The organism is Nocardia sp. NBC_01377, assembly GCF_045040005.1.
Lineage (GTDB): Bacteria > Actinomycetota > Actinomycetes > Mycobacteriales > Mycobacteriaceae > Nocardia > Nocardia noduli.
On record NZ_CP109566.1, the window covers coordinates 2,353,580 to 2,376,668 of the forward strand.

22 protein-coding genes are annotated in these 23,089 nt (G+C 66.0%); 13 read left to right on the forward strand and 9 right to left on the reverse strand.

All coding sequences use genetic code 11. The features are described 5' to 3' along the window. Positions 1-99: 99 nt before the first annotated feature. Positions 100-1,485 carry an IS1380 family transposase gene (locus tag OG225_RS10570; RefSeq protein WP_405181495.1) on the reverse strand — a complete coding sequence of 462 codons (1,386 nt, stop codon included), beginning with the start codon at positions 1,483-1,485 and terminating at the stop codon, positions 100-102. 329 nt (positions 1,486-1,814) lie between these two features. Between OG225_RS10570 and OG225_RS10575 the strand changes: the two genes are divergently transcribed. Beyond that, complete coding sequence (locus OG225_RS10575) at positions 1,815-2,246, forward strand: hypothetical protein (protein ID WP_405181496.1); 432 nt, start codon at positions 1,815-1,817, stop codon at positions 2,244-2,246. Between the two features lie 151 nt (positions 2,247-2,397). Here the strand turns inward: OG225_RS10575 and OG225_RS10580 are convergent, their stop codons facing one another. Then, positions 2,398-2,895: a hypothetical protein gene (locus OG225_RS10580; RefSeq protein WP_405181497.1), complete on the reverse strand. Its 498-nt coding sequence runs from the start codon at positions 2,893-2,895 to the stop codon at positions 2,398-2,400. A gap of 278 nt (positions 2,896-3,173) precedes the next feature. Continuing rightward, positions 3,174-3,899, reverse strand: coding sequence for a Type 1 glutamine amidotransferase-like domain-containing protein (locus OG225_RS10585; RefSeq protein WP_405181498.1), 726 nt, complete (start codon positions 3,897-3,899; stop codon positions 3,174-3,176). 220 nt (positions 3,900-4,119) lie between these two features. Between OG225_RS10585 and OG225_RS10590 the strand changes: the two genes are divergently transcribed. After that, a complete protein-coding gene (locus OG225_RS10590) occupies positions 4,120-4,632 on the forward strand; it encodes a nitroreductase/quinone reductase family protein (RefSeq protein WP_405181499.1) in 513 nt (170 codons plus the stop codon). 203 nt (positions 4,633-4,835) lie between these two features. Here OG225_RS10590 and OG225_RS10595 read toward each other — a convergent pair whose 3' ends face one another. Continuing rightward, entirely contained in the window at positions 4,836-5,618 is a 783-nt protein-coding gene (locus OG225_RS10595; RefSeq protein WP_405181500.1) for a hypothetical protein, read from the reverse strand. A gap of 570 nt (positions 5,619-6,188) precedes the next feature. Between OG225_RS10595 and OG225_RS10600 the strand changes: the two genes are divergently transcribed. After that, positions 6,189-6,551, forward strand: a complete 363-nt coding sequence (locus OG225_RS10600; protein ID WP_405181501.1) for a PadR family transcriptional regulator — start codon at positions 6,189-6,191, stop codon at positions 6,549-6,551. Next, positions 6,551-7,897 (forward strand): permease prefix domain 1-containing protein, encoded by a 1,347-nt coding sequence (locus tag OG225_RS10605; protein WP_405181502.1) that lies wholly within the window; start codon positions 6,551-6,553, stop codon positions 7,895-7,897. Before OG225_RS10600 ends, OG225_RS10605 begins: the two co-directional genes overlap by 1 nt. 427 nt (positions 7,898-8,324) lie before the next feature. Here OG225_RS10605 and OG225_RS10610 read toward each other — a convergent pair whose 3' ends face one another. Continuing rightward, complete coding sequence (locus OG225_RS10610; RefSeq protein WP_254189070.1) at positions 8,325-8,792, reverse strand: MarR family winged helix-turn-helix transcriptional regulator; 468 nt, start codon at positions 8,790-8,792, stop codon at positions 8,325-8,327. Between the two features lie 121 nt (positions 8,793-8,913). On the opposite strand from OG225_RS10610, the gene OG225_RS10615 reads away from it, so the two are divergent. The 5 genes from OG225_RS10615 (at position 8,914) to OG225_RS10635 (ending at position 13,672) form a co-directional block, all read left to right on the forward strand. Next, positions 8,914-9,909, forward strand: coding sequence for an SMP-30/gluconolactonase/LRE family protein (locus OG225_RS10615; RefSeq protein WP_405181503.1), 996 nt, complete (start codon positions 8,914-8,916; stop codon positions 9,907-9,909). 202 nt (positions 9,910-10,111) lie between these two features. Next, the gene (locus OG225_RS10620) at positions 10,112-10,534 is read left to right on the forward strand and encodes a DUF4185 domain-containing protein (RefSeq protein ID WP_405181504.1); all 423 of its coding nucleotides are present in this window, start codon (positions 10,112-10,114) and stop codon (positions 10,532-10,534) included. Between the two features lie 305 nt (positions 10,535-10,839). Then, entirely contained in the window at positions 10,840-11,433 is a 594-nt protein-coding gene (locus OG225_RS10625) for a hypothetical protein (RefSeq protein ID WP_216905509.1), read from the forward strand. A 95-nt stretch (positions 11,434-11,528) separates the two neighbouring features. Next, positions 11,529-13,496, forward strand: coding sequence for a S9 family peptidase (locus tag OG225_RS10630; RefSeq protein WP_405181505.1), 1,968 nt, complete (start codon positions 11,529-11,531; stop codon positions 13,494-13,496). Continuing rightward, complete coding sequence (locus OG225_RS10635; protein ID WP_405181506.1) at positions 13,493-13,672, forward strand: hypothetical protein; 180 nt, start codon at positions 13,493-13,495, stop codon at positions 13,670-13,672. The genes OG225_RS10630 and OG225_RS10635 overlap by 4 nt, the downstream gene beginning before the upstream one ends. Before the next feature lie 305 nt (positions 13,673-13,977). Here OG225_RS10635 and OG225_RS10640 read toward each other — a convergent pair whose 3' ends face one another. Both OG225_RS10640 and OG225_RS10645 read right to left on the reverse strand, forming a co-directional pair. Further along, positions 13,978-15,318: a PepSY-associated TM helix domain-containing protein gene (locus OG225_RS10640; RefSeq protein ID WP_405181507.1), complete on the reverse strand. Its 1,341-nt coding sequence runs from the start codon at positions 15,316-15,318 to the stop codon at positions 13,978-13,980. Positions 15,319-15,812: 494 nt separating this feature from the next. Continuing rightward, positions 15,813-16,346 (reverse strand): hypothetical protein, encoded by a 534-nt coding sequence (locus OG225_RS10645; protein ID WP_405181508.1) that lies wholly within the window; start codon positions 16,344-16,346, stop codon positions 15,813-15,815. A gap of 555 nt (positions 16,347-16,901) precedes the next feature. On the opposite strand from OG225_RS10645, the gene OG225_RS10650 reads away from it, so the two are divergent. From OG225_RS10650 to OG225_RS10660, 3 genes are all read left to right on the forward strand, one after another. Continuing rightward, complete coding sequence (locus OG225_RS10650) at positions 16,902-18,038, forward strand: cytochrome P450 (protein ID WP_405181509.1); 1,137 nt, start codon at positions 16,902-16,904, stop codon at positions 18,036-18,038. A 19-nt stretch (positions 18,039-18,057) separates the two neighbouring features. Then, positions 18,058-19,284: a cytochrome P450 gene (locus OG225_RS10655; RefSeq protein WP_405181510.1), complete on the forward strand. Its 1,227-nt coding sequence runs from the start codon at positions 18,058-18,060 to the stop codon at positions 19,282-19,284. Positions 19,285-19,944: 660 nt separating this feature from the next. Further along, a complete protein-coding gene (locus tag OG225_RS10660; protein WP_405181511.1) occupies positions 19,945-20,184 on the forward strand; it encodes a DUF2798 domain-containing protein in 240 nt (79 codons plus the stop codon). A 126-nt stretch (positions 20,185-20,310) separates the two neighbouring features. Here OG225_RS10660 and OG225_RS10665 read toward each other — a convergent pair whose 3' ends face one another. Continuing rightward, positions 20,311-20,904 (reverse strand): GNAT family N-acetyltransferase, encoded by a 594-nt coding sequence (locus OG225_RS10665; protein ID WP_405181512.1) that lies wholly within the window; start codon positions 20,902-20,904, stop codon positions 20,311-20,313. Between the two features lie 113 nt (positions 20,905-21,017). Between OG225_RS10665 and OG225_RS10670 the strand changes: the two genes are divergently transcribed. Next, the gene (locus OG225_RS10670; protein ID WP_405181513.1) at positions 21,018-22,343 is read left to right on the forward strand and encodes an NtaA/DmoA family FMN-dependent monooxygenase; all 1,326 of its coding nucleotides are present in this window, start codon (positions 21,018-21,020) and stop codon (positions 22,341-22,343) included. Positions 22,344-22,413: 70 nt separating this feature from the next. Here the strand turns inward: OG225_RS10670 and OG225_RS10675 are convergent, their stop codons facing one another. Further along, positions 22,414-23,088 (reverse strand): epimerase, encoded by a 675-nt coding sequence (locus OG225_RS10675; protein ID WP_405181514.1) that lies wholly within the window; start codon positions 23,086-23,088, stop codon positions 22,414-22,416. Position 23,089: the final 1 nt, after the last annotated feature.

Sequence of the window (23,089 nt, forward strand, 5' to 3'; positions counted from 1 at the left end):
GTGGGTGCGGCAGTCAGCCCGCGCAGCGGGCTGACTGCCGGGTTCCACGGACCTCGGGAGGGTTGGTTTCCTTGGTTGTCGGGACGGTGGAATGGCTGGTCATCCTGGTTGCAGGCGTGCCGCGGCGGTGGTGAGTAGTTCGGTGAAGGGTGCGTGGCGGGCGAGGTGGAGTCGGGTTCTGCGGGCGTGACGGGCGATGCGTCCGGCGGCGGAGAACACGCGTAGCCGTAGGGTTTTGGGTTCCCAGCGGCGTGCGTGGTGGTCGTGGAGGGCAAGGGTTTGCATCCATGTGGTCAGGTCAAGGGCGAGCGCGATGAGTGCGAGCCAGATGCGGTTGGCGTCGAAGGAGTGGAACGGCAGATTCCGTAGTCCGGTGTCCTTGGCGGCGCGTATGCGGTCCTCGCAGCGGGCGCGGCGGCGGTGGCGCAGTTCCAGATCGGGGAGTTGACCTCGGCGGGTATTGGTCACGAACGCGGTCAACCTGAGTCCGTCACGGTCGGTGAACCGCAGTTGGGCACCGGGATGGGGGCGTTCCTTCCGCACGATCAGCCGCATGCCCGGTGGCCATCCGGACAGGTCGGTGAGGCCGGTGACTTCCACGACCCAGGCGCCGGGCCGGACCTGGCCGTCGGCATCGTAGGCCGGGGTCCAGTCACGGTCGGTGAGGTGGGTGTCCATGGCTTCGACGATGTCGTCGGTGAGGGTGAACCCGATCGAGTATTGCAGTCGGCGGCGGTGGCAGTAGTCGAGGAACTCATGGGTTCCACCACCGGAATCGGTGCGCACCAATACCTTCCGTCCGACCCGCCATGAAGGCTGCCATGGCATTTGGGCGAGGGCGTCGGACAGGACTCGCTTGTGGTCTGCGGCGGTATTGGAACCGGCGTTGCCCGGGCGCAGCATTACCGCGGCGGGTTCCCCGGTCCCGTCCGGGCCGTGGTCGATGAACGACCACAGTGAATGGAACCCGAAGCCACGTTTGAATGTCGGTGCCGCACCCTGCTTCTCCGAGTGCGAGTCGGTCAGGGTGGCATCGAGATCGATGATCAACGGAGTATCGATGCCGATCCGGTGATCGGGGGCGTCGGATCCGGCCAGGGTCCAGGCTCGGGCGCGAGCGTCGGCACGGGCCGAAGCGATAGCAGCCAACACTTTCGGCGCCTCGGCCGCCAGAGTGGAGATCGTGCGCGACACGGTCGGGTCCGAGGCCACCGAACCGAACACCCCCGGTTCGGCCCTCAACAACGCCAGATCCGCGGCGCAATCACCACCGATCGCGAGGCAGACCGCCAGATCGAGCACGATCTTGCCGGGATCGTGGATAGTCATCGACTTGCGCCACGGCCTCAACTTTTCCGATAAACCGCCGGTCAACCCGATCTTCTCGGCAGTGCGCAGCAGTAGCGTCGCACCTGCGTGTGACACCACGCCCGAACCTTCACCATCGATACCCAGCCGCGGATACGGCGATATAGACTCACTCACCAGAAAGGTGCTCCAGACCCTCGAGAAATTCAACTGTCGCAAGTCGAATTATCGCAGGTCAGAGCACCTTTCGCCATTCCTGCCGCAGGTCAGAAGCTATTTCCATGACTGGGCGAGGCTAGGGCATCGAGTTCTGTACGGCCGAGCCGGGGCGGCCGTGGGCCGCGACGCGTTCGATACTTGCCATCCGACCTTGTGGTCTCCGGTTACCGCAACGGTCAGGAATCGAGAAGCGCTGGTCGCCAGGTCGTCACTAGCGTCATCGACACCGAGGCTCATCCGGTGTCCCACCGCGCACGGGCCGCACAAAACACACAGAGGAGATCTCGATGACCTGGAGCAAGCCGACCCGGCAGATCCACCGCTGGATCGCTGTCGTCTTCGTGGCGAGTATCGCCGTCACCGTCGTCGCGTTGGCGGCGGGAGGGCCGGAGTGGTTCTCCTACCTGCCGCTGGCCCCGCTGGCCTTGCTTCTGTTCTCCGGGATCGTCCTGCTCGCGATCACCTATTCGACCGTGCGCCGCCGAAAGAGCGAGGGCGCCGAAGACCAACCCGTTTCGCTTCTCGGACAGGTGCACCGCTGGTCGGGGATCGTCTTCGTTCTCACGATCCTGGCCACCTTCGTTGCCCTCGCCCCCGCCGACCCCATCGTCTGGGTCTCCTACCTGCCACTGATTCCCCTGGCTGTGCTCCTGATCACCGGCGTGTCCATGTTCGTGCAGCTGTACCGCGCGAGGCGACACGGCCTCGCATCTCGGTAAGACTGATCCAGGCGGAGCACACCAGCCGGACGCGGGGCACGAGCAAATCGGCGCACGCGATCTCGCGGTCGTGTCCCAACCCTGTCCCGGCGAGCGGCCGTCTACGCGGTCGGCGTGAACGCCTCCACAGTCGGTCCGACCGCGTGCGGCGTCATCGCGCTCTCGGCGATCGGAACGGGCCACCACCCCGGCCGAACTCACACAGCCGAACCGGCGGCGTCGGGCGTGGATCGGCGAAGCGTGTCAGGTAGTGGTGGGCTCGGGGCCATGGGTCGTGGGCGAACTCGGCGCGGGTTCTGTGCCAGTGGCGGGCGCAGAGCTCGTCGAGATCCATGTGCAGCGGCCGCGGCCGATAGTCGGCGTGGGGCTCGGCTGCCCGCGACACCTCGATCAGTTCGGCTTCGAGTGTCCAACCGCAAGAATCGAACGCCCAGGTGCCGTCGGTCACGTACACGTGAGACGGGTCGGGCCGGTCCTCGGGCCACAGACCTACTGCGGTCCACCCCTCGGGATGGGCCTCGAGAAACGCGTACGCCAGGATGTGGCAGGCGCCGGCCGCGAAGAACCACTGATCGGCCCGATCCCACGCGAGCTGCTGATCGGCGCGTTCCAGTGGAGTCCGCCGGAAGACCGAGCATGGAACGTACACCCCGCCAGCGTATTACGTGGTACTGCTACGTTCCGCGCGAAAGCCCCCTGACGGCGAACCACTGCGGACTTCGCCGTGCTGAACGCATCGGCGGGCTATCGCCGTACATCGACGGTTGGATAAGCGGACGAGTCGGTGGTTGACTTTCGAGATTCACTGATGAAATCGCGTGGGAATTTATACATCGACCTATGAATGGATTCGTCGATGTCTATCCGGGTTCCCCGGGACAGTGCGGGAAATCCGCCACGATATCGACGAGCAGATCGCTGTCGTTGTCAGAGCCGTCGAACGTCGAGAGCCGTCTCCATCGCGGTGCGGTCATGGGCCTCGACGAAATATGCCCCGGCATCTGCGTTTTCGGCGACCGCTTCGATGAAGTCGGTTCCGCGATACAGCAATCCGGCACTGTCATCGGTGGCGTACGCCGCTGGTATCACGCCAGCGCCGACGAGTTCGTGCAGCAAGGGGCGGCGCTGGGCTTCGGAGTCGTAATGCACGCCGTTGGCGTACGGCACGAAAGCCAGTCCGTTGGTGACCGGTTCCAGTCGAGGACCGAACGAATCGGTGGTTCCGCCCGCGTGCCAACAGATCGACCCGGCGGAGATTCCCGTCAACACCACGCCGGCCTGCCACACCGTCCGCAGCGCGCGGTCGACCCCGTGCAAACGCCACATCGCCAGCAGGCCCGCGACGCTGCCACCGAACACCCACACCACGTCTTGTTCCAACAGGTGAGCGGTGATGTCTTCGACCGAGGGCATCGGGAACAACGACACGTGCGACGCCACGAATCCACGGCTCTGCGCCGCCTCGGTCAGGTAATGCAGCGCAGCCTTGTCGTCACCCATCGCCGTTGCGAGCAGACATATCCGCGGCGCCCGACCCGAAACTCCCGACAGTTCCACGGCGAAGTCCGTCAAAGGGGTGAACGTGAATCGGGTGCGTTGTCCGGCACCAATTCCTCCGCTGGTGGCCAGAATGGTCGGTGCGTCGGCAGGCATACATGCGAACGTAATACGCCCGTCTTGCCCGGGACAACCGAATACATCGGCGGTCAGCGGCGAAAGTCCTGGTCAGCGCCGAAGCGGCAGAGCTCGACGACATCATCGATCTCGCCGGCTTTGGGCCGGCTGACGCGACGGGGGGTTGGCTTGCGAATTGTCTCGAGATCTCGGTGCAGTTAGGACGTCAACTGTCCTATCTCCTCCGCATACTCGAATCATGAGCCAAACGGAATCGACTGCGGGACAGCTGGATCAGGCCGACATCACCGACTACAACGATCCGGACGCGCCGTGGAACCAGGCGTGGGACCAGGACGGCGGCATCGCCGATTGGAATGATGATGTGATCAAGGAGTTCCGGGAGAACTCGGGCAAGGTGGGTGGCGCTTACGCGGGCGGGGACCTCATCCTGCTCACCACCATCGGAGCCAAGAGCGGCAAGCGGCACACGACTCCGCTGGGCCCCCTGTACCGGGACGACACCATGTACGTGAGCTCGTTCATCGAGGACAAGTACCCCGCCTGGTGGTACAACATCAAGGCGAATCCGCAGGTCACCATCGAACTCCGTGACAAGACCTACCGGGCGACCGGCACGGTGCTCGAAGCCGAGGACTACATCGAGTTCGCGGCGTGGGTGCTGGCCGACAACCCGCTGCTGGCGGACTTCCAGTCCAAGGTCGACCGGCCGATTCCACTGGTCGTGCTGACCCTCGACGGCGAGGGCTGAACGCTCCCCGGAACCTCCGGACACGGCCTGTCGACACCGACCACGCATCTGTTGTCGAATCCGACCGATGAAGAGGTCGAACTGATCGTGGAGCAGGAACTGCCTAAATCTGCCGTCGGCATCGGTGGCCACTACTCCGGCTTGGTTAGGCGCAGGTCACCTGTTCCGTCCGACCGGAAATTCCTCGCGACGCGATTGCGAAATCACCAACCACCCTGTTGTCGCCAGCTTTCCGGGGATTCGGCCAGCGGATCTGGCGCCGACGGATAGGCCGGGGCGGGTTGCGGCACGCCGGACGGCGGGCCATAGACGGGAGCGGCCTGGCCGCTGTAGGGCTGCTGCGGATAGCCGGGCTGCGGCGTACCGAACTGCGGCGTACCGAAATGCGGGTTGTACGGTGGCGCGAATCCGGGCTGGGGTCGACCGGGCGGCGGATAGCCGGGGCGCGCAGACGACGGTCGGTAGGCCAACCATTTGGACGTCGCGGGCACCAGGGCCAGAATCATCGTCGCGATCGGGAAGATCACCGACACCAGTGCGCCTTCTCCGCCGAGTACGGGGCCGACCTCTTCGGGGCCGATAATGCGCACTATTCCGATCACGCCGACGATCCTCCACAGGATCGTCCCCGCGCAGCCCGCGACGGCCAGCGCGCGGCCCGACGCCTTGCGATTGAACAACATGATCGCGCCGACGGCGAGAACGATCGCGGTGATGATGTGGCCGACCCCGACAGCCACGGCGACCACGGAGGGGAAGGTGTAGTAGCCGCGATAGCGGAGTAGGTCGAGCAGATCGATTCCCGCGAATTCCACACCGCCACGGGCGACGCCGATCACGAGAAGAACCACCGCGCCGCCGAGATTGCCCAGCACCCCGAGACACGCCGACACGCCCGCGATGATCGCGGTGGCACCGCTGGGCGCCGGGGCCGAATTGCCACCGGGATTCGGACCGTAGGCCCCCGGATACTGCTGATACGCCACTGTTCTCCCCCTCCGGCGCTGCCCGTCCCGGCGCGCGTTCGGCTCAGAATAGAGCAATGCACCCCCGCGGTGCGGCCGGCCCGCATACCGGCCACGCTGGTGTTGCCCCACAGTCTGGCCCGAAATCAGCACCGCACAAGGGGATTCGCTCGAAGGCCAGTCCTCGGTGACATCGTGACCGCCGGACCGTGTATCGCAGCGTCGGCGTGACTTCCGAGGGGCAATTCCCGGTCCCGAGCGAGACTCTCTCTCGGTGACGTCACCCCGGCGGGCTTCGTGGAAGTCATCTTCACGATGCTCGCAATTCCGAACCGCGCAGCGGTCGGCTGATCGTGTTGTCATCGCCGTCAATGCGCCGCTCGGCATCAACAGCACCTGAACGCCGCGTTTGAGCGGTCCAAACCCGGCTTCGAGCGACCGGAATCGGTGATCAGGCAGTCCAGCAGTGCCGCGACGGCCAGTGCAGGCCTTGGCGTCGAAACCGGTGACCTCGTACTGGAACCGGTTCTGTGGTCCGCGTGGTCGTGTCTGCTAACGTCGATACATAGTAGATCTAGGTATCGGAGTCCGGTGCATATCGACAAAGACTTGGTAGCGGCATCGGCGACGCCGCTGGTGCTCGGGATACTCGCCGACGGCGATTCCTACGGGTACGCCATTCTCAAACGCGTCAACGAGTTGTCCGGCGGGCGTATGCAATGGACCGACGGAATGCTCTATCCACTGCTGCACCGGCTGGAACGGCTGGGCTATGTGACGTCCAGTTGGCAGTCCGCCGACAGTGGGCGGCGGCGCAAACACTATGCGATCACCGATTCGGGCCGGGCCGCGTTCGCCGAACGCCGCACGCAATGGGCGGTCGTGGCCGACGCGCTCGGGCAGGTCTGGCGCAGTGTCGAGCAGCCGTCGGCAGTGGCGAAGGGGTGGGCGTGATGGGTACCGATGCCGAGCTGGAAGCGCAGATCGGGCAGTGGCGGGGATATGTCCAGCGGCATCGTGCGATATCGGCCGCCGACATCGAGGAGATGGAAGACCATCTGCGCGAGCGGGTTTCCGACCTCACCGGCGTGGGGCTGGCATCCGACGAGGCGTTCCTGGTCGCGGTCAAACGGATGGGCAGCGTGGACTCGATCTCGCGCGAGTTCGCGCGCGAACATTCCGATCGGCTGTGGAAACAACTGGTACTGCTGCCGACCGAACCCGAAGGTGAGGCCGACCGTCCCAAGCGTGAGTTGATCGTCGTGCTCGCCCTGGCCGTCGTCGCGGCGCTGACGTTGAAGGTCGGCCTCGCGGTACTCGATGGTGCCGCGGTAGCGCGCAATGTCAGCCTGTTCGTATTACCTTTTGTCGCTGGATATTTCGCGTGGAAGCGGCAGGTGTCGCCGCGTGTCGCCGCTGGGTTGCTGGTGCCGTTCGCGCTCGCGGCCGTCGTACTGAACGTTTTTCCCTTCGACCCGGATGGCTCGACCGAGGTCATCGCCGCGATCCACGCGCCGATCGCGTTGTGGTTCGTGGTCGGTCTCGCCTACGTCGGCGGGCAGTGGCGATCCGACCGTCGCCGAATGGATTTCGTCCGATTCACCGGCGAATGGATCGTCTACCTCACCCTGCTGGCCTTCGGCGGCGGCGTCCTGACGGGGCTGACGGTGGGCGCGTTCGACACGCTCGACGTCGACATCGAATGGGTCATCGAAGACTGGGTGGTGCCCTTCGGTGTCGCGGGTGCGGTGATCGTCGCGGCGTGGCTGGTCGAGGCCAAGCAGAACGTGGTGGAGAACATCGCCCCGGTACTCACGCGGGTGTTCACTCCGCTCACCATCGTGATGTTGTCGGCGCTGCTGGTGGCGTTCGCGACCAACCGCAGCGTGATCGACATCGACCGCAATCTGCTGATCCTGATGGACCTGATCCTCGTGGTGGTGCTCGGATTGCTGTTGTACGCGATCTCCGCGCGCGATCCGCTGGCCTCACCCGACACCTTCGACCGGCTGCAACTGGTCCTGATCCTCAGCGCCCTCGCCGTCGACGTGGTGATGCTGGCCGCGATGCTCTCACGTATCGCGGAATTCGGCTTCACCCCGAACAAGACGGTGGCACTCGGCATGAACCTGGTGCTGCTGGTGAATCTGGTGTGGTCGGCGCGGCTGGGCTTCGGGTTCGTCCGTGGTCGGCGCGGGTTCGTCGACGTCGAACGTTGGCAGACCCGGTACGTGCCGGTCTACGGTGCGTGGGCCGTCGCCGTGATCGTCGTGCTGCCACCGATTTTCGACTTCGCTTGAAACACGAAACCGCTGCCGTTCCGCCGAAACGGCCCACATCATCGGGTCGCCGTGCGGTCCGGTCGTCCAACAACCCCCGCGTCACCGCCGCGCCGCGGATATGGAACCAGCTCACGGTGCACGTTCCAGCCGACTCACACGCGGGCCGAGCAAGTCGGCGGGGAATGCTCTCCGATCGGTTCAGGGTGATTCGGCCGTCGCCGTGCCCCGCCGGGAACTGATCTCTATCAGGTCGATACCGCGGTCGTTCGCGGTATCGGATCCGTCGTGAATACCTCGAGTCGGTTGGCGGGTCCCCCTTCGGGATATCCCGAGTCCGGTCGTATTGCCGACGAGTACGTCGTACACCGCGTACCGCTCGGGTTTCTCGCTCACGCACGCTCCGGCGGGTTCATCACGATCGCGGCCTTGCTGAAATCCCGCCGGCCTAACCAGGTTTCGGGTCTGCGGCCGTCTCGGCGCGAATACCGTCGAAAGCATCGGCGCAACGAGTCAGTAGGTCCTGAAGGGTGGCACGCTCCTCGTCGGTGAAGGCCGCACCCACGGCACGCTCCACGCGGATCGCACGCACATCCGCGTCCCGCATGACCTCCGCGCCGCGTTCGGTGAGGCGGGTCTCGAGTACATTGCGGTGCCACTCGTGCTGGCTGCGTTCGATGAGACCCCGCTCTTGCAGATTGTTCAGGATCGTGTTCATGGTCGGCGGGGTGACACCGCACAGCCGGGCCAACGCGGCGGCCGAGATACCCGGATTCCCGGTGAGAAACAGTAGGGCCGAATACTGCGGCACGGTGACGCCCGCCGGCTTCAACGCCGCGTTCTTGGCCACCGTGAGTGCCTGTTCAGCGCGTTTGATGTAGGACCCGAGGCGCTCCGAGGGTGGCATGGACGTCATGAACGCATCGTATCTGCCCGCCCTGTCATTCGACTCTTGACGTGCATTAGAGCTCTAATATAACTTAGAGCTCTATTTTAGAGATGACCTCATATGTACTCGAGCCAACCGAGGCAGGACCATGTTCCACACGCGCTTCCGTCATCGCTTCGCCCTCTCCGCCGCAACGACTTTCACGGTCCTGGCCGCCGCCTGCGGCTCGGACGCTGCCCACGAGCCGATCGAAACCGCCTACGAGCTACCCGGCGATCGCGTGTATCCCGAGGGCATCGCCGCCGATCCCCGGACCGGGGACACCTACGTCGGTTCCTACAGCACCGGCGCGATCTACCGTGCGACCTCTGCGGCAACCACGGCCGAAGTCTTCTTGCCCGAAGGCGCCGACGGCCGTCACACCGCCAACGGGCTGGAGGTCGATCGCGCCGGTCGGCTGTGGGTGACCGACTCGACCGCGGGCGTCACCGTCTACGACATCACCAGCCACGCCCTGCTCGCCCGCTTCGACGTTCCGGGATCGGCCCCACGTTTCGTGAACGATCTCGCCATCGCTACCGACGGCACCGCCTATCTGACCGACTCGGTCCGCGGTGTCGTCTACCGGGTCACCCCGCGACAACTGGACGAGACCATCACACACGGCACCCGAACCGATCTGCCGGTGGGATTCGACCTGAGTGGAATGCTGACGCCCCGTGATCCCGGCGCGTTCAACCTCAACGGGATCGTGGTCGACCCCGCCGGGGACTACCTACTCGTCGTCGACATGATCCCCGGTGAGCTGTACCGCATCACCCTGACGCCCGACGCCGTCATTCCGATCCACAAGGTCGTGCTGCGTGGCGGCGACCTCACCCACGGCGACGGCCTGGAACTACAAGACAACACGCTATGGGCGGCCCAGAACACGCTCAACACGATCAGCCGATGGTCGATCACGGACAACGGCGCAACCGCGACCCGCACCGACGCGCTCACCGACCCCGCTTTGAACATCCCGACCACCCTTGTCCGGCTCGCCGACCGCACACTGGTCGTCGCCTCCCAATTCGACCGCGGCGGGCCTATGGGGTCGGGCACGCCCACGAGCTTCCGAATCGTCGCCGTCGACGGCATCTGAGCAACGTCCGCGCACGCGCCCCGACGGCTGTCAGAGCCGTCGCATGCCGCGGAGAAGTTGCACGAGGGGGAGTGAAGAACTGAGGCCGACACGGAGTTCGGGGTGGACCGGGCTGAGATTCAGAATGACGGCATATCGAACACCGTGGTCGCGCCATTCACTCAACTGATCGAGGATCTCCGACGGAGTTCCGGCCAGGCAGGTGTCGCGAACAAGCGACGGCGGCACCCTGTCGATGTGGTCGAGGGCGTGGGTCTACGTCTTCTCCACCGGATTCCAGCGCGACAAGGGCATCATCCTGCGCCGCGTCCGCGAGGACCGGATCACCGAACCCGATGCCTATATCGGTTGGGGTTCACGTGATGGACAATGGAATTGGGGGAATCCGCCCACACCGGCCCTCGAACACGAGCCGTCTGCCGAGAAGTTCGGCGAGATGTGCGTGCGCCCGTTGCGAGGTTCGGCATGGGGCGAGGAAGGTGACGGGAAGGTCGCGCAACTGTACGGGCCGAGCATCGTTCCGGGATCCACGCTCGATGACGGACTGCAATTGCTGGTGTCCCAGTGGAAGACCGACGAGGGGTGGCCCTATCGGGCCATGCAGTTCGAGGTTCCTGTCGGATAGGGACCGGACGGCGTACCGAACGGGGCGAACAGCGTCATACCGACGCTGTTCGCCTCCGCGCCGCACTCCGGTTCGAATGAGACTGTCGCCAAAGAGGTTTCAACCACGGCAGATCGGCTGAGCCTGATCGCGGTCGAAGCGGGAGTATCGTTGGTGCTGTCGACAGTGCTTCGGCGCTTCGTCGTTCAGTGCTGGTTGTCCGAAGGGATGCGCGGGTGGTGGGCGATGGTGGGAAGCGTGACAGGGCGGGCAATCGGGCAGGTCGGGGCCTGTTCCGGACGATGCTGGTCGTCGATCGTGTCGAGGTGGGCAGTTCGCAAGGATGCGTAACCGTCCGGGTCGGTGATGTCGAGGGTGATCCGGTCGGCATCGTCGTTCCGGGCGAATCGGTGCCCGGGCTGCTCGATACCGTCGACCGAGCGATCCTCGAGGCCGAGGACCAGTACTGGGATGTGGTGGTGCCGTATGTGCGGAGCGTGGGTGCGGCCGATCAGGAAGAGGTGGCGCGCGCGTTGTCGGCGTGGCATCGGGAGCAGCGGTGGGAACAGGCTGCGATGGACGCGCCCGCTGAGGACGTCATGTTCCTGTTGAGCAATGCCGGTCACGTCGCGGTCGGAGCCAACCCTCCGGCCAGCCCGATCCCGGTACTGGCCATCTTCGACCCGCTCCAGCTACGCCGGATCAGCCCGGCGATACGAGCGGCTTCCCGGCAAGCCGTGCTCGAGACGGCGACGCGCCCCGCGCTACTGCGGGTCCGGGCCGCGCACGAGGTTCTCGGTGCCCGGCCCTGGCGTGAATCCGACAGCCGTGAGGCGTCATCGCAGGCCGAGGCCTCCGCCGACATCAAAGCCCGGTATACCGCGCACGTGCGCCGCTCACCCCGTGGCGGTCCGGCCTGAACGGCCCACGAGCGAACCGATCCGCCCGACAGATCGAACTCGGGAATCCAGCTGGGCTCCTCCAGGGTCGCCGCGCCGACGACTAGCCTTGTCCGGTGACCATTACCGAGTTGCCGTTCGGATCCTGGCCGACTCCCGTCACGTCCGAATCCGTCGTCTCCGTCGCGGTGCGGTTGTCGGAGGTGCGGGTGGACGGGGCCGACGTCTACTGGTCGGAGGGGCGTCCCACCGAGGGCGGCCGTACCCAGATCGTGCGCCGCGGTGCCGACGGCACCGGTACCGATCTGCTTCCGGAGGGAATGGACGCGCGGACCGCGGTCCACGAATACGGCGGTGCGGCCTGGTGGGTCGCCGACGGCGTGGTCTGGTTCACCAACTGGGACGACCAGCGGGTGTACCGGCTCGAGCCAGGGGGAGTGCCCGTTGCCTGGACTCCGATTCCCGCCGTGCCGCGCGGTGACCGGTACGCGGACGGGGTATTCGCCCGCGACGGCGTCGTGGCGGTCCGCGAACGCCACCCTGCCGACGGTCGCGGGGCTGTCGATGTCCGCAACGAGATCGTGCGTCTGCGCGCCGACCCCTCCTCGGAGCCGGAGGTCCTGGTGAGCGGCCCGGATTTCGTCGCCGCGCCTCGACTGAGCCCGGACGGTGCTTCGCTGGCGTTCTTGTCGTGGGATCACCCCTCCATGCCGTGGGACGACACCCTCCTGCGGGTGCGTGATCTCGCGACCTCGACCGACACTGTCGTCGCGGGTGGCCCGGGGGAGTCGGTGCTGGAACCGCGCTGGCAGTCCGACGGCTCGCTGCTGTTCCTGTCCGATCGCAGCGGGTGGTGGAATCTCTACCGCTGGACTCGCGGCGGCGCGGTCGCTCCGGTGAGCGAACTGGACGCCGAGATCGGCATTCCCGCTTGGCAACTGGGCTCGGCACGTTACGCGGTACTCGATGACGGCGACATCGTGTTCGCGCGGTGGCGCGACGGCTACGACGGCCTCGGGATGCGCCGCGCGGACGGGTCGGTGATCGATCTCGACCTCCCCTTCTCCGTGATCACGGCGGTCGAGCGTGCCGGTTCGGATTCCATAGTCGTGGTGGCGGGTACGCCCACCGCCGAATTCGGCGTCTACCGCATCGAATTCGGTGTCTCCGCACCACGAGTCGAAACGCTGCGTGCGCCGCGTGAGATCGCTCTCGGCGTCGCGGAGATCTCCGTCCCGGAGCCGATCGCCTTCCCCTCGGAGGACGGTTCCGGTGTGCGGCGGACCGCGCACGCGCTGTTCTACCCGCCCGTGCGCAGTGGTTACGGCGGGCCGAGTGGAGAGTTGCCGCCGCTGCTTGTCGTGATTCACGGCGGCCCGACCTCCCACGCGCTGCCCGTTCTGTCGCCGAGCATCCAGTACTGGACCAGCCGGGGATTCGCGGTAGTGGATGTCAACTACGGCGGATCAACCGGATACGGCCGGGCCTACCGTGATCTACTCAAAGGCGCGTGGGGCGTCGTGGATGTCGCCGACTGCATCGCCGCGGCCCGCTGGCTGGGCGAACACGGTCGCGTGGACCCGCACCGGCTGGCGATCCGCGGCGGTTCGGCCGGAGGCTTCACGACCTTGGCAGCCCTGACCAGGACCGATAGTCCCTTCACCGCGGGTGCCGATCATTACGGCGTCGCGGATCTCGAGGCGCTCGCGGCCGAGACACACAAGTTCGAGAGCCGCTACCTCGACGGTCTGATCGGCGAATATCCGGCCGAACGCGACGTCTATCGTGACCGATCGCCGATCCACCACGTCGACCGCTTCCGCAGTCCCCTGATCGTCCTGCAAGGCAGCGAAGATCCGGTGGTGCCGCCGAACCAGTCGCAGATGATCGTCGACGCGCTTCGAACCCAGCGGATCCCGGTGGCCTACCTGGTCTTCGACGGCGAACAACACGGCTTCCGTCGAGCAGAGAACATCCGCCGCGCCCTCGATGCCGAATTGAGTTTCTACAGCCAGGTTTTCGGTTTCGCCCTGCCGCCGGAGGAGGGCATCGAGCCGGTCGACGTCGAAAACCTCACCCGGTGAGCGGAATGGTCCAGGAGCAGCTGATCACCTCGGTGCGCAAGGTCGTCGAGCAGGTGGAGAAAGCCGACGCCATCGTGTACGCGAACTTCTACACGGGTGAACTGAAGGCACACAGGACTTTTGCCATCGATACGGTCGGTGAGGTGAAGCTCGGCAAAGCTCGACGTTCCTGTTGATGTGGGCGTTGGCGATCTTCCGCTGACCGGACCCTGCGGCAGACCAACTCGGCGATGCCATCGCGACCGAGAAGACGCGCCCGGAGTTGATGAGCGCGGTGGGCAGCAGGAATTCGAAGCGCAGATCGAGCGGCTCACCGGGCTCCATCGGGATTCCCGGACCAGCGGGTATCGGCGGCGGCAGCTGGTTGAGCGCCGATCGGGGTGCTGGTTCACACCACCGTGTCGGTGATAGTCGGTACCCGACTCGATGGTGTGGACCTCCACAGGCCGACTGTGCCGCCGACCTGCCCCGCCGATCAGTGTCAGTGTTGTGGCGGTGACGGCCGTCGTCGCGCGGAGCGGCGTCCGAGAGCGCCGATGATCAGGTCGATCGCCAGGAACCCGAGCAATGTCACCCCGAGCAGCGGCAGGAACCACCCGACCGCGACCGCGAGTACGGCCGGCACGAGAATGCCTGCGAGCGGGGCCTGGGCGATGCCGCCGCGCAGTGGTGGCCGTCCCAGGGCCCACGCGGCACCCCGGGTGGGGCGGCGTTGCCACCACATGCGGTAGCCGCGCACGATCACCGTGATCGATACGAGCGCCACCGCCAAGAGCAGGAGTTGGTTGAGCAGGCCGAACAGGATCCCCATGTGCCCGCGGATGCCCCAGTCGGCGAGTTCGGCGATCAGCGAGTAGTCGCGGTGGTAGTCGACGGCGCTGGTGACCTGCATCGTGGCCGGATCGATCGCGGCCGAATCAGTGGTCAGCCGATAGGCTTTCGCGGCTTCGGCCACGCCGATGGCCTGACCGGGCTCGGTGGGCACGGTGATCTCGACCGGAGCCGCGACTCCGGCCCGGTCCGCGACGGAGACGACGTGGTCGAGGTCGACACCGGCGATATCGACCGGCTCCGTGTGCATTCCACCGTGTCCATCGTGCGCGCCGTCGGTCGCGGCGGCGGCACCGGTCAGGTCGGTGTCGAGTTGGGGGCGCTGCCAGGACATCGCCGCGCGCAGGTCGGTGACGTGTTCACCCGCGTACGGCGACCAGGTGATACCGGTTGCCGACAGGAACAGCAGCGCCGCCGCGATCCACACACCGGTCGCGCCGTGCCAGTTCAGCGTGCGTGCGCGGCCCTGCACCGACCGGTCGACGCCGATCAGACGGGCACGTCGGCCACGGACACGGTCGGTGCGGAATTTCACCCACCACAGCAACAATCCGCCCAGGACCACGACCCACAGCCAGGACGCGGCGAGTTCGCTGTAGAGGTTGCCGAACTCTCCCAGGTGCAGATCGCGGTGCAGGACATCGACCCAGGTGCTGAACGGCAGCGACCCGAACCACGAGGTCTCACTACCCAACACCGTGCCGGTGTAGGGGTCGACGAACACCGCCTTCAGTTCCTCCGCACCCAGGGTGGGGTCGGTGAAATGCACCCGCGTCGTCGCTGTCGAGGACGCGGCGGGAAGAACCGCGCTGACGTGCAGGTCCGGGTTGGCAGCTCGAGCCGCGGCCACCTGCTGCGAAAGCGGCAGCGGTGCGGCACCGGCGGATTCGACGGTGAGCAGATCGGCATAGATCAGCTTCTCGATGACCGGCGACAGCGCGTACAGCCCGCCTGTGACCGCCGCGATCAGGATGAACGGTGCGACCAGCACACCGCGTAGAAATGCAGTCGCAGGATCAGAGGCCGCCAGCTACGCGCGGCCGTGGAGTTCCTCGTCGAGGATGCGGGGGCAGGCGCCTCGGATGGATCGGCTGCCGCTGTATCGGTGGTGGTTGGCACGGTTGTCACCGACCGGGCGCGATCGGCGCCGTCGACGGATGGTTGCGGCGAGTCGCCGACACCGGCGGTTGTGGAAGACATGAAGATATAGCTCTCTCACGGCACAGGGAACTGGCAGTCCCTCCGGCGCTTGGCCGGAGTCGACATCGGCGGCATCACGTGGCCGCCACCACGAACACGTCCACGCCACGCTCCGGGACCGATCGGTTGATCATGATCGGCGCGAATATCGGCGCGCGATGGATAAGCCGTTCGGCAGCCGAAGGCGGCCGTCGAACGCGTGCGAGAACGTCGGCCGCACCGCGTCCTCCGGTAGAAAGCAGCACTACCTTCCGGCGCGGGAACTTCCGACCTACCCGGACCGTCTCACAGGACGGCCGTGGTCACCGGCGGTCCGCGGTTACCCGATCCCGAACTCAGCAGAAGTCCGCCGGGCGCGGCCGGATTGCGTGCTGACACGGCGAAACGTACGGGCTCGGGGAGGGTTCCGATGTCGTGGGCGAGCAGCACCAGCCACCGGCGCACCGACAACAGCGCCGCCCGTGCCAAGTGTTCGGCGACGCCCAAGGTGATACCGACGGTGACGGCGAACACGAGGTGGCTGAACAACATCGCCGGTGTCAACGCGATCGGGTGGGTGTGCTGTGAGGTCATGGCCAACACGAGATGACCGAGCATTTGGCCCGCACCGAGTTGGGCGACCAGTACCGGCATCCGACGTCCCGCCGGCCGGGCCCCCGTGACACCGACCGCCGTGCATCCTGCCACCAGCAGTACCAGGGCGCTGTCGGTCGGGACCATCCCGCCGCCGATGCCGTGTGCGGCGAGGGCCGCCCCGCCCGACACCGCGCCCGTCATCGCGCCGCGCAGACGCGCAGCCAGGACGGACGCAGCGGACATGTCGGGAACGATACCGCCCTTGCCGCTACCTCGCCCCGGATAGATGCGGGCCGAACGAAACCCGCGGTGCCGATCGGAGTGTCGACGGCGACACCACGGAACTCGGGCGGCGATCTCGTGGCACGCCCCCGCCGGGTAGTGACCGGTGCGATCGCCGAAGTCGGTGCGCTGGAAATGATCTGTGCCGTACTGTGTTTGCCGATACCACGTGCAGATCAACACTCGAACGAGGTCGTGTTTTGGCTCTGATCGCCCGATTTCCGTCACCGCCGTCGACCCTCTCGGGGGTAGATGTGGGGGTGGCACACGAACTACCGTGGCGGGCGGATCCGGACGGGTGGATGTCGTCTGTCATCGATCCGGTTCGAGAACTTGGGCATTCGAATATGACACGTCTGGAACTGTTGTCGCCCAACAGATCCGCATCGGCAGAGGTGGGTGGCCGTGCTGCCGGTATCGCGGCGTAGCGACGCGGGGCCCACGGGGACCGCGCAGTCGCGGGTGTCGCTGTTCTCGGAGCGGTTCGCCTCCGCGCCGCATGAAGGCTACCGATACATGCGGGAGACGTACGGTTCCATCGCGCCGGTATGGCTTGCCCCGGGTGTGGCGGCCACCTTGGTGGTCGAATGGCAGGCCGCGGTGCGAATTCTCAACGACCCCGAACATTTTCCCGCCGATCCGACCAGGTGGGAAAAGACCGCTCGTGCGGACAGCCCGGTTTTCGAGGTCTTGCGGGGGCGCCGCAACGCCTTGCGATGCGCTGGAGTGGAGCACAGCCGCTATCGCGCGACGATCAAGGCGGCTCTCGCCGAGACGGACCGGTTCAAGGTGGAGCAAGCCGTCGAGCGGGCCGCGGAAAGTCTCATCGGCGAGTTTCACGCGGCGGGCAGCGCGGATCTGCGTGCGCAGTACGCGCTGCCGCTCACCGTTCGGGTGATGTGCGAACTACTCGGCCTCACCACCCGCCAAGCCCACCAGGTATGGGCCGAGATGGCCGCCATGATGGACGGTGTCCCCGAAGCGGGCGAACGGTTCGGGGCGGCCCTGTACGAAGCCGTCACGAGCAAACGCGCCCATCCCGCCCAGGACATGATGTCGAGGCTGATCCAGCACGAGCACGGCCTCGACGATATCGAGGTCGTCGAGCAGACGGCGTTGCTGCTGGGGCCGGGTACCGAGACCACCTGCAATCTCATCACCAACGCGGTACTCATCGCGCTGACCGACGAACGATTCGCCGGCGGGCTGCACGGTGGTTCCCTGGTGACCAGGGACGCGATCGACGAGGTTCTGTTCACCGACACCCCGCTGCCGAATTTCTGCATCACCTACCCGCGTCAACCCCAACTGATCGATGACGTCTGGCTTCCGGCCGACGAGCCGGTGGTGATCAGCATGGCCGCCTGCAACTCCGATCCCGCCCTCGAACCCACCAGGGGGTTCGACGTGATCGACCGGTGGGGCAACCGCTCCCACCTGTCGTGGGGTGCGGGACCGCACGCGTGCCCGGCGCAGGACATCGCCGGAATCATCGTCCAGCGCGCCATCGACCAGCTTTTCGACGTCCTTCCCGATCTTCGGCTGCCGCCCGACGAAGTGCCCCGATGGAGGTCGGGGCCGTTCCACCGCGCCGTGGTCGCGTTGCCCGTCGTCTTCCCACCCGCTCCCGCCGTGTTCCCGGCGTCGCCGTGATCGGCTCACAGGAGGTTTCATGATCGCGCGTGCCCACGACCCGTTCGTCCTCACCGGCTCCGCGTGGACCGAGGAACTGGCGTGCCTGCGCGCCCGAGGCCCGATCGCTCGTGTCCGGCTACCGGGCGATGTGGAGGCATGGGCGGTCAACGACGCGGCCACGCTCAAGAAACTGCTGACCGATCCGCGAGTCTCCAAGGACGCCCAACAGCATTGGCCCGCACTGGTCAACGGCGACATCGCCCCCGATTGGGTGATGTATCCGTGGGTGGCGGTACGCAGCATGCTGACCACCTACGGCGCCGACCACAAGCGTCTGCGCGCGATCGTGACGCCGGTGTTCACCCGCCGTCGCCTCGAGACTTTGGGCCCGAGCATCGAAGCGATCACGACCGATCTGCTCGACCGGCTCGCCGTGCCGCAGGTCGACGAAATCGTCGATCTGCGTGCGGGTTTCGCCGACGAAGTGCCGATCCGGGTGATCTGCGAACTGATGGGCGTAGCGCCGGGACCCGCCGCGGAATTGTGCGCCTGCACCACGGCCATCCTCGACACCACGCTCACCCCCGAACAGGCGGGAGCCAACTTCGTCACGCTGTATCGGGTACTCGACGAACTCATCGCCGACAAACGAGCGAATCCGGGCGACGATGTCACCAGCGCACTGCTGGCCGCGCACGAGAAGGACGAGACAGCGCTCAGCGCGCGCGAACTCGGCGACACCTTGATGCTGATCATCACCGCCGGCTACGAAACCACCACCCACCTGCTGGATCAGGCGATCGTCGCCGTGCTCGGCGACTGTCGACTGCGTGCGGACCTGACGGGCGCGCGGGTGCCGTGGACGAACCTGGTGGAGGAGATCCTCAGGGTCCAGCCGCCGATCGTGCACATGCCGTTTCGTTTCGCCGTCACCGATATCGACCTCGGCGACGGCGTCCGCATCGCTCAGGGCGAAGTCATTCTCGCCTCGCTCGCGGGGGCCGGACGTGACCCGAGTGTCCACACCGATCCGGATGCGATCGATCTCGATCGTCCACACAGCGACCACCTCGCATTCGGCTACGGCTCGCACCACTGCCTCGGCGCACCGTTGGCCCGCCTGGAAGCCGCGATCGCCCTGCCGGCGCTGTTCGCGCGATTCCCCGACATCGAACTCGCCACCGATCCCGGCGATCTCGAACACATCCCGAGCATCGTCGTCAACGGCCACCGCGCCATCCCGGTCCGCCTGAACCAGCGTTGACATTCGCGGTCGATGACCATCGACCCCACCGTCGGGGGCCTGCGCCGATCGGCCGTGGAGAGTTCTCGATGGGACGGGGTAGCGTGGTGGAAGCCCTCTCGGCGCAGGGTCGATTCGGCTTCCGATGTGATGGCTCCGGCGTGGATGCCGACAACGCCGGACAAAGACCTGATTGCCGAAGTGCCGACCTAATATTGTTGCGCCGCAACAGATCTGGCTCCAATCGCGCACTCCGCGTCGCTCGAGGCCATCAACGCCGTGACCCACCTGGGCGCCACCGTAGCGGTGCCTCCGGGAATCCGGAGTGCTCGTGAACGTTGCACGACCCACCGGCACGAACCCATCTCCATGGAGCAGTGCCGCCGATGTCGCCGTCGACATCGGACAGGTTCGGCCGTGGCAGCGCGCCTGCGGGCCGCCGAGCCGAGCGCCGGGTCCTGCCGTGGGCGACCGGGTCCGTCGGCACCTGTGTGCCGTAGTGGGCTGTGGCGGAGCGTATTTCACTGACCGGTTCGTTGCGTGTCGGAGTTTGCGCTTGCCCGCTGACAACGATCGACCTATGCTCGGTTTCGCGATTCGTCGCCGTAAGCGTTCAACGTCAATCAACGCGCCGGTCCGCCATCAGGTGGGCGGCTCGTTCGACGTTGTACGGAGTGTGCGATGACCTTCCCGAAATTTCCCGCCCGGTACGCAACCGTGATTTTGCCGATGCTGCTGTCGATTCTGATGACCTGCATCGTGTCGGCGATCAGCACAATGATGAGCGACGGTATCGATCCGATGCTGTGGTTGCGATCCTGGGCTGTTTCCTGGCCGGTGGCCTTCCCCACCCTGCTGCTGGTCTTGCCGGTGGTTCGACGTGCGACGGCGTTGCTGGTTCGGGCGCCGGAGCAGGGCTGAGCGATCCGGGAACGTTTCGCGGCGTCGTCGTCGGGCGAGGCAGATGCGGTGACAGGTGATCGAACCCGTGACGATACGAGGGGGTACCGATGAACTCCGTTGCCGTCGAACTGTTGTGGCAGTTGGTCACGTCGGCCACGGTTCGCACGGGCGGCGAGGATCGTCGCGGTGCAGTGTGGCGATCCATCCGTCGTGTGCGCTTCCTGGTTGGACGAGGAGTTTGCGTACCGTGCCCTCGAGGCGGAAACCCAACTTCCACACTGTCTTGCGACTGGCCCAATTGCCCACGACGGCCTGCCAATGCATTACCTCGATGTCGTCGTGCGTGAACGCATAATCCAGGACCAGGCTCACCGCTCGGCCCATGAGCCCCGCACCCCGTGCGGCCGGATGCAGTCCGAATCCGATCGTGGCGGTGCCCACCCCGGTCGGTCGGTAGTCGACGGTGCCGCGGAATCGCGGTTGTTCCCCCGCTGCGGACGTGGTGATCGCCCATCCGCGGCGCGAGGTCGGCGTACCTTTTTCCCACTCGCTGGCAGCGCGCTGTAAGAAGTCGTGCGCGTCATCGCGACCGTACGGCCGCGGGACCGTCGTGTAGCGCACCATCTCGACGTCGCGGGCCTGCTCGACGATCGCGTCGAGATCCTGCTGTCGATGCGCGCGCAGCGTGACCTCGCCCGAGGCGAGGACCGGGACATCGTCCGGGTATCGGAAGGCCATGATCACAGGACAGCAGAAACCGTCGACCACAGCAATCGAATTCGACAGCGAGGGGATCTCACGCCGGGAGCGCCCCCTTACCCTGGGATGATCTCTAGGACAGGAGCCTCCCGATGGCAGAGCGACGTTATCTGCATTTGAACCTGGTAGCCAACGACATCAACTTGCACCAGGGCGCCCACAAATACGAACGAGCCCAGGGGATTGCCGAGCGTGGCACGTTCGAGCGTCTGCTCGAGTACGGCAGATTCGGGGACGAGGGCCTGTTCACCGCGTTGTTCGTCGGCGACATTCCCGGCATGCAGGGTTCCCCGGCGTTCGACGGGGGACCGGCGGAGCCGATCACCGCGCTGACCGCGATCTCACAGCACACCGAACACGTCGGTCTGATCGCGACGGCCTCGACGACGTTCTACGACCCCTACAACCTTGCTCGGTTGCTGGCCTCGCTCGACCAGGCGTCCGACGGCCGCGCCGGATACAACGCGGTCACCTCGGTGATCGACCGGTTCGCGCTGAACTACAGCCTGGAGAATCACCTCGACCGCGAGGCGCGCTATCACCGCGCCGACGAGTTCCTACAGGTCCTCCGTGGGTTGTGGGACAACAGATCGGTGCGCCGTGATCCCGACGGCCTCACCCGTTTCTACGCCGAACCGATCGATCACCGGGGCGCCCTGTTCCAGGTCAGCGGACCGCTCAACATCGCGCCCAGCCGACAGGGCAGGCCGCTGATCGCCCAGGCCGGTGGGTCGGGATCGGGCATCCGGGTCGCCGCCAAACATGCCGATATGGTGTTCACGAACTCCTCCACCCGCGCGAGCGCCGCGATCTACCGCGAGACGTTGGACAAGGCGCTGGTCGAACAGGGGCGAGCGCCCGGCTCCGTTCCACCGATTCCCGGTCTCATTCCCTATCTCGGACAGACGACGGCGGAGGCGGAGGAGAAACTGCGGGAACTGGACAGCTACGTCGATTGGGAACCCCTCGCGCCTTTCGCGTTGGGACAGTTCGGCATCGAAGTTCCGCTCGGCGACCTCGCCGAACCATTCCCCACGCATCTGCTGCCGCGCCCGGAAGACGTCGAGGCCACGATCAAGAGCACGTTCGGCAACTACGTGGGACTCTACAACTGGATCGAGGAGCGTCCGGGCGTGACCGTGCGCGAGGTCGTGGCGCAGGCGGTCGGCCGCGGCGGCGCGACGCACCGCAAGTTCGTCGGCACCTACGACGACCTCGTCGACGACTTCGCGGCCTGGCACGAGGACGGTAATGTCGGTGGCTTCAACCTGATGTTCTCGGCGGGGTCGGCGGCCATTCGGGAATTCATCGACGAGGTCGGTCGTGCCCCGCCTCGTCGACCGCGGCATCTATCGCGGTACTCCCGCCGACCGCCCACTACGAGAACGATTCTGAACCGCCACAATTTCGTGCGGTAGGCGACCCGCGGCGATCCGTACGAGGAGCGGCAGGTTGGGAGATCACCTGCCGACTGGTCGACGGTTCAGATCACGGCGTGGCTCGAGCGGTGATCTCGCGAGGACCGAGGACGTGACTGTCCGCCCCGGAGACCGCGACGGCGATCATGGCGCGACCGATTTCACGATTGTTGTTGATCATGTTCGGTGCCACCCGCCTGAGCAGCGGGATGAACGGTCCGATGATCGCGTACCCGACGCGGTACAGTCGCGTTTTGGAGACCGCGCCGTCGGTCGGGTAGACGAATCCGGGCCGGAACATATACGCGCGGAACGGAAGTGCGAGCAGATCGTTTTCGGTCTTCCCTTTGACACGCGCCCACATCGAGCGGCCCTTCTCGGTGCTGTTGGTGCCGTGCCCGGAGACGTAGATGAAAGTCAGTTCCGGGTTCGCAGCTGCCAGCGTGCGACCGATTCTCATGGTCAGGTCGTAGGTGATCCGGCGGTAGTCCTCTTCTTTCATGCCGACGGCCGAGACGCCGAGGCAGAAGAAGCAGGCATCGAACTCCGGCAGGTCGTCGGCGATCGCCGAGAGATCGGCGGGATCGGGCTGGACCAGTTCGCGCAGGCTTTCGTGCTTGATGCCCAGCGTGCTGCGGCCGACGGCGAGGACCTGCCCTACTCGCTCGTCCGCGAGGCACTCGTTGAGGACCCCTCGGCCGATCATGCCGGTCGCGCCGAAGAGGATCACTTTCCGGTCAGACATC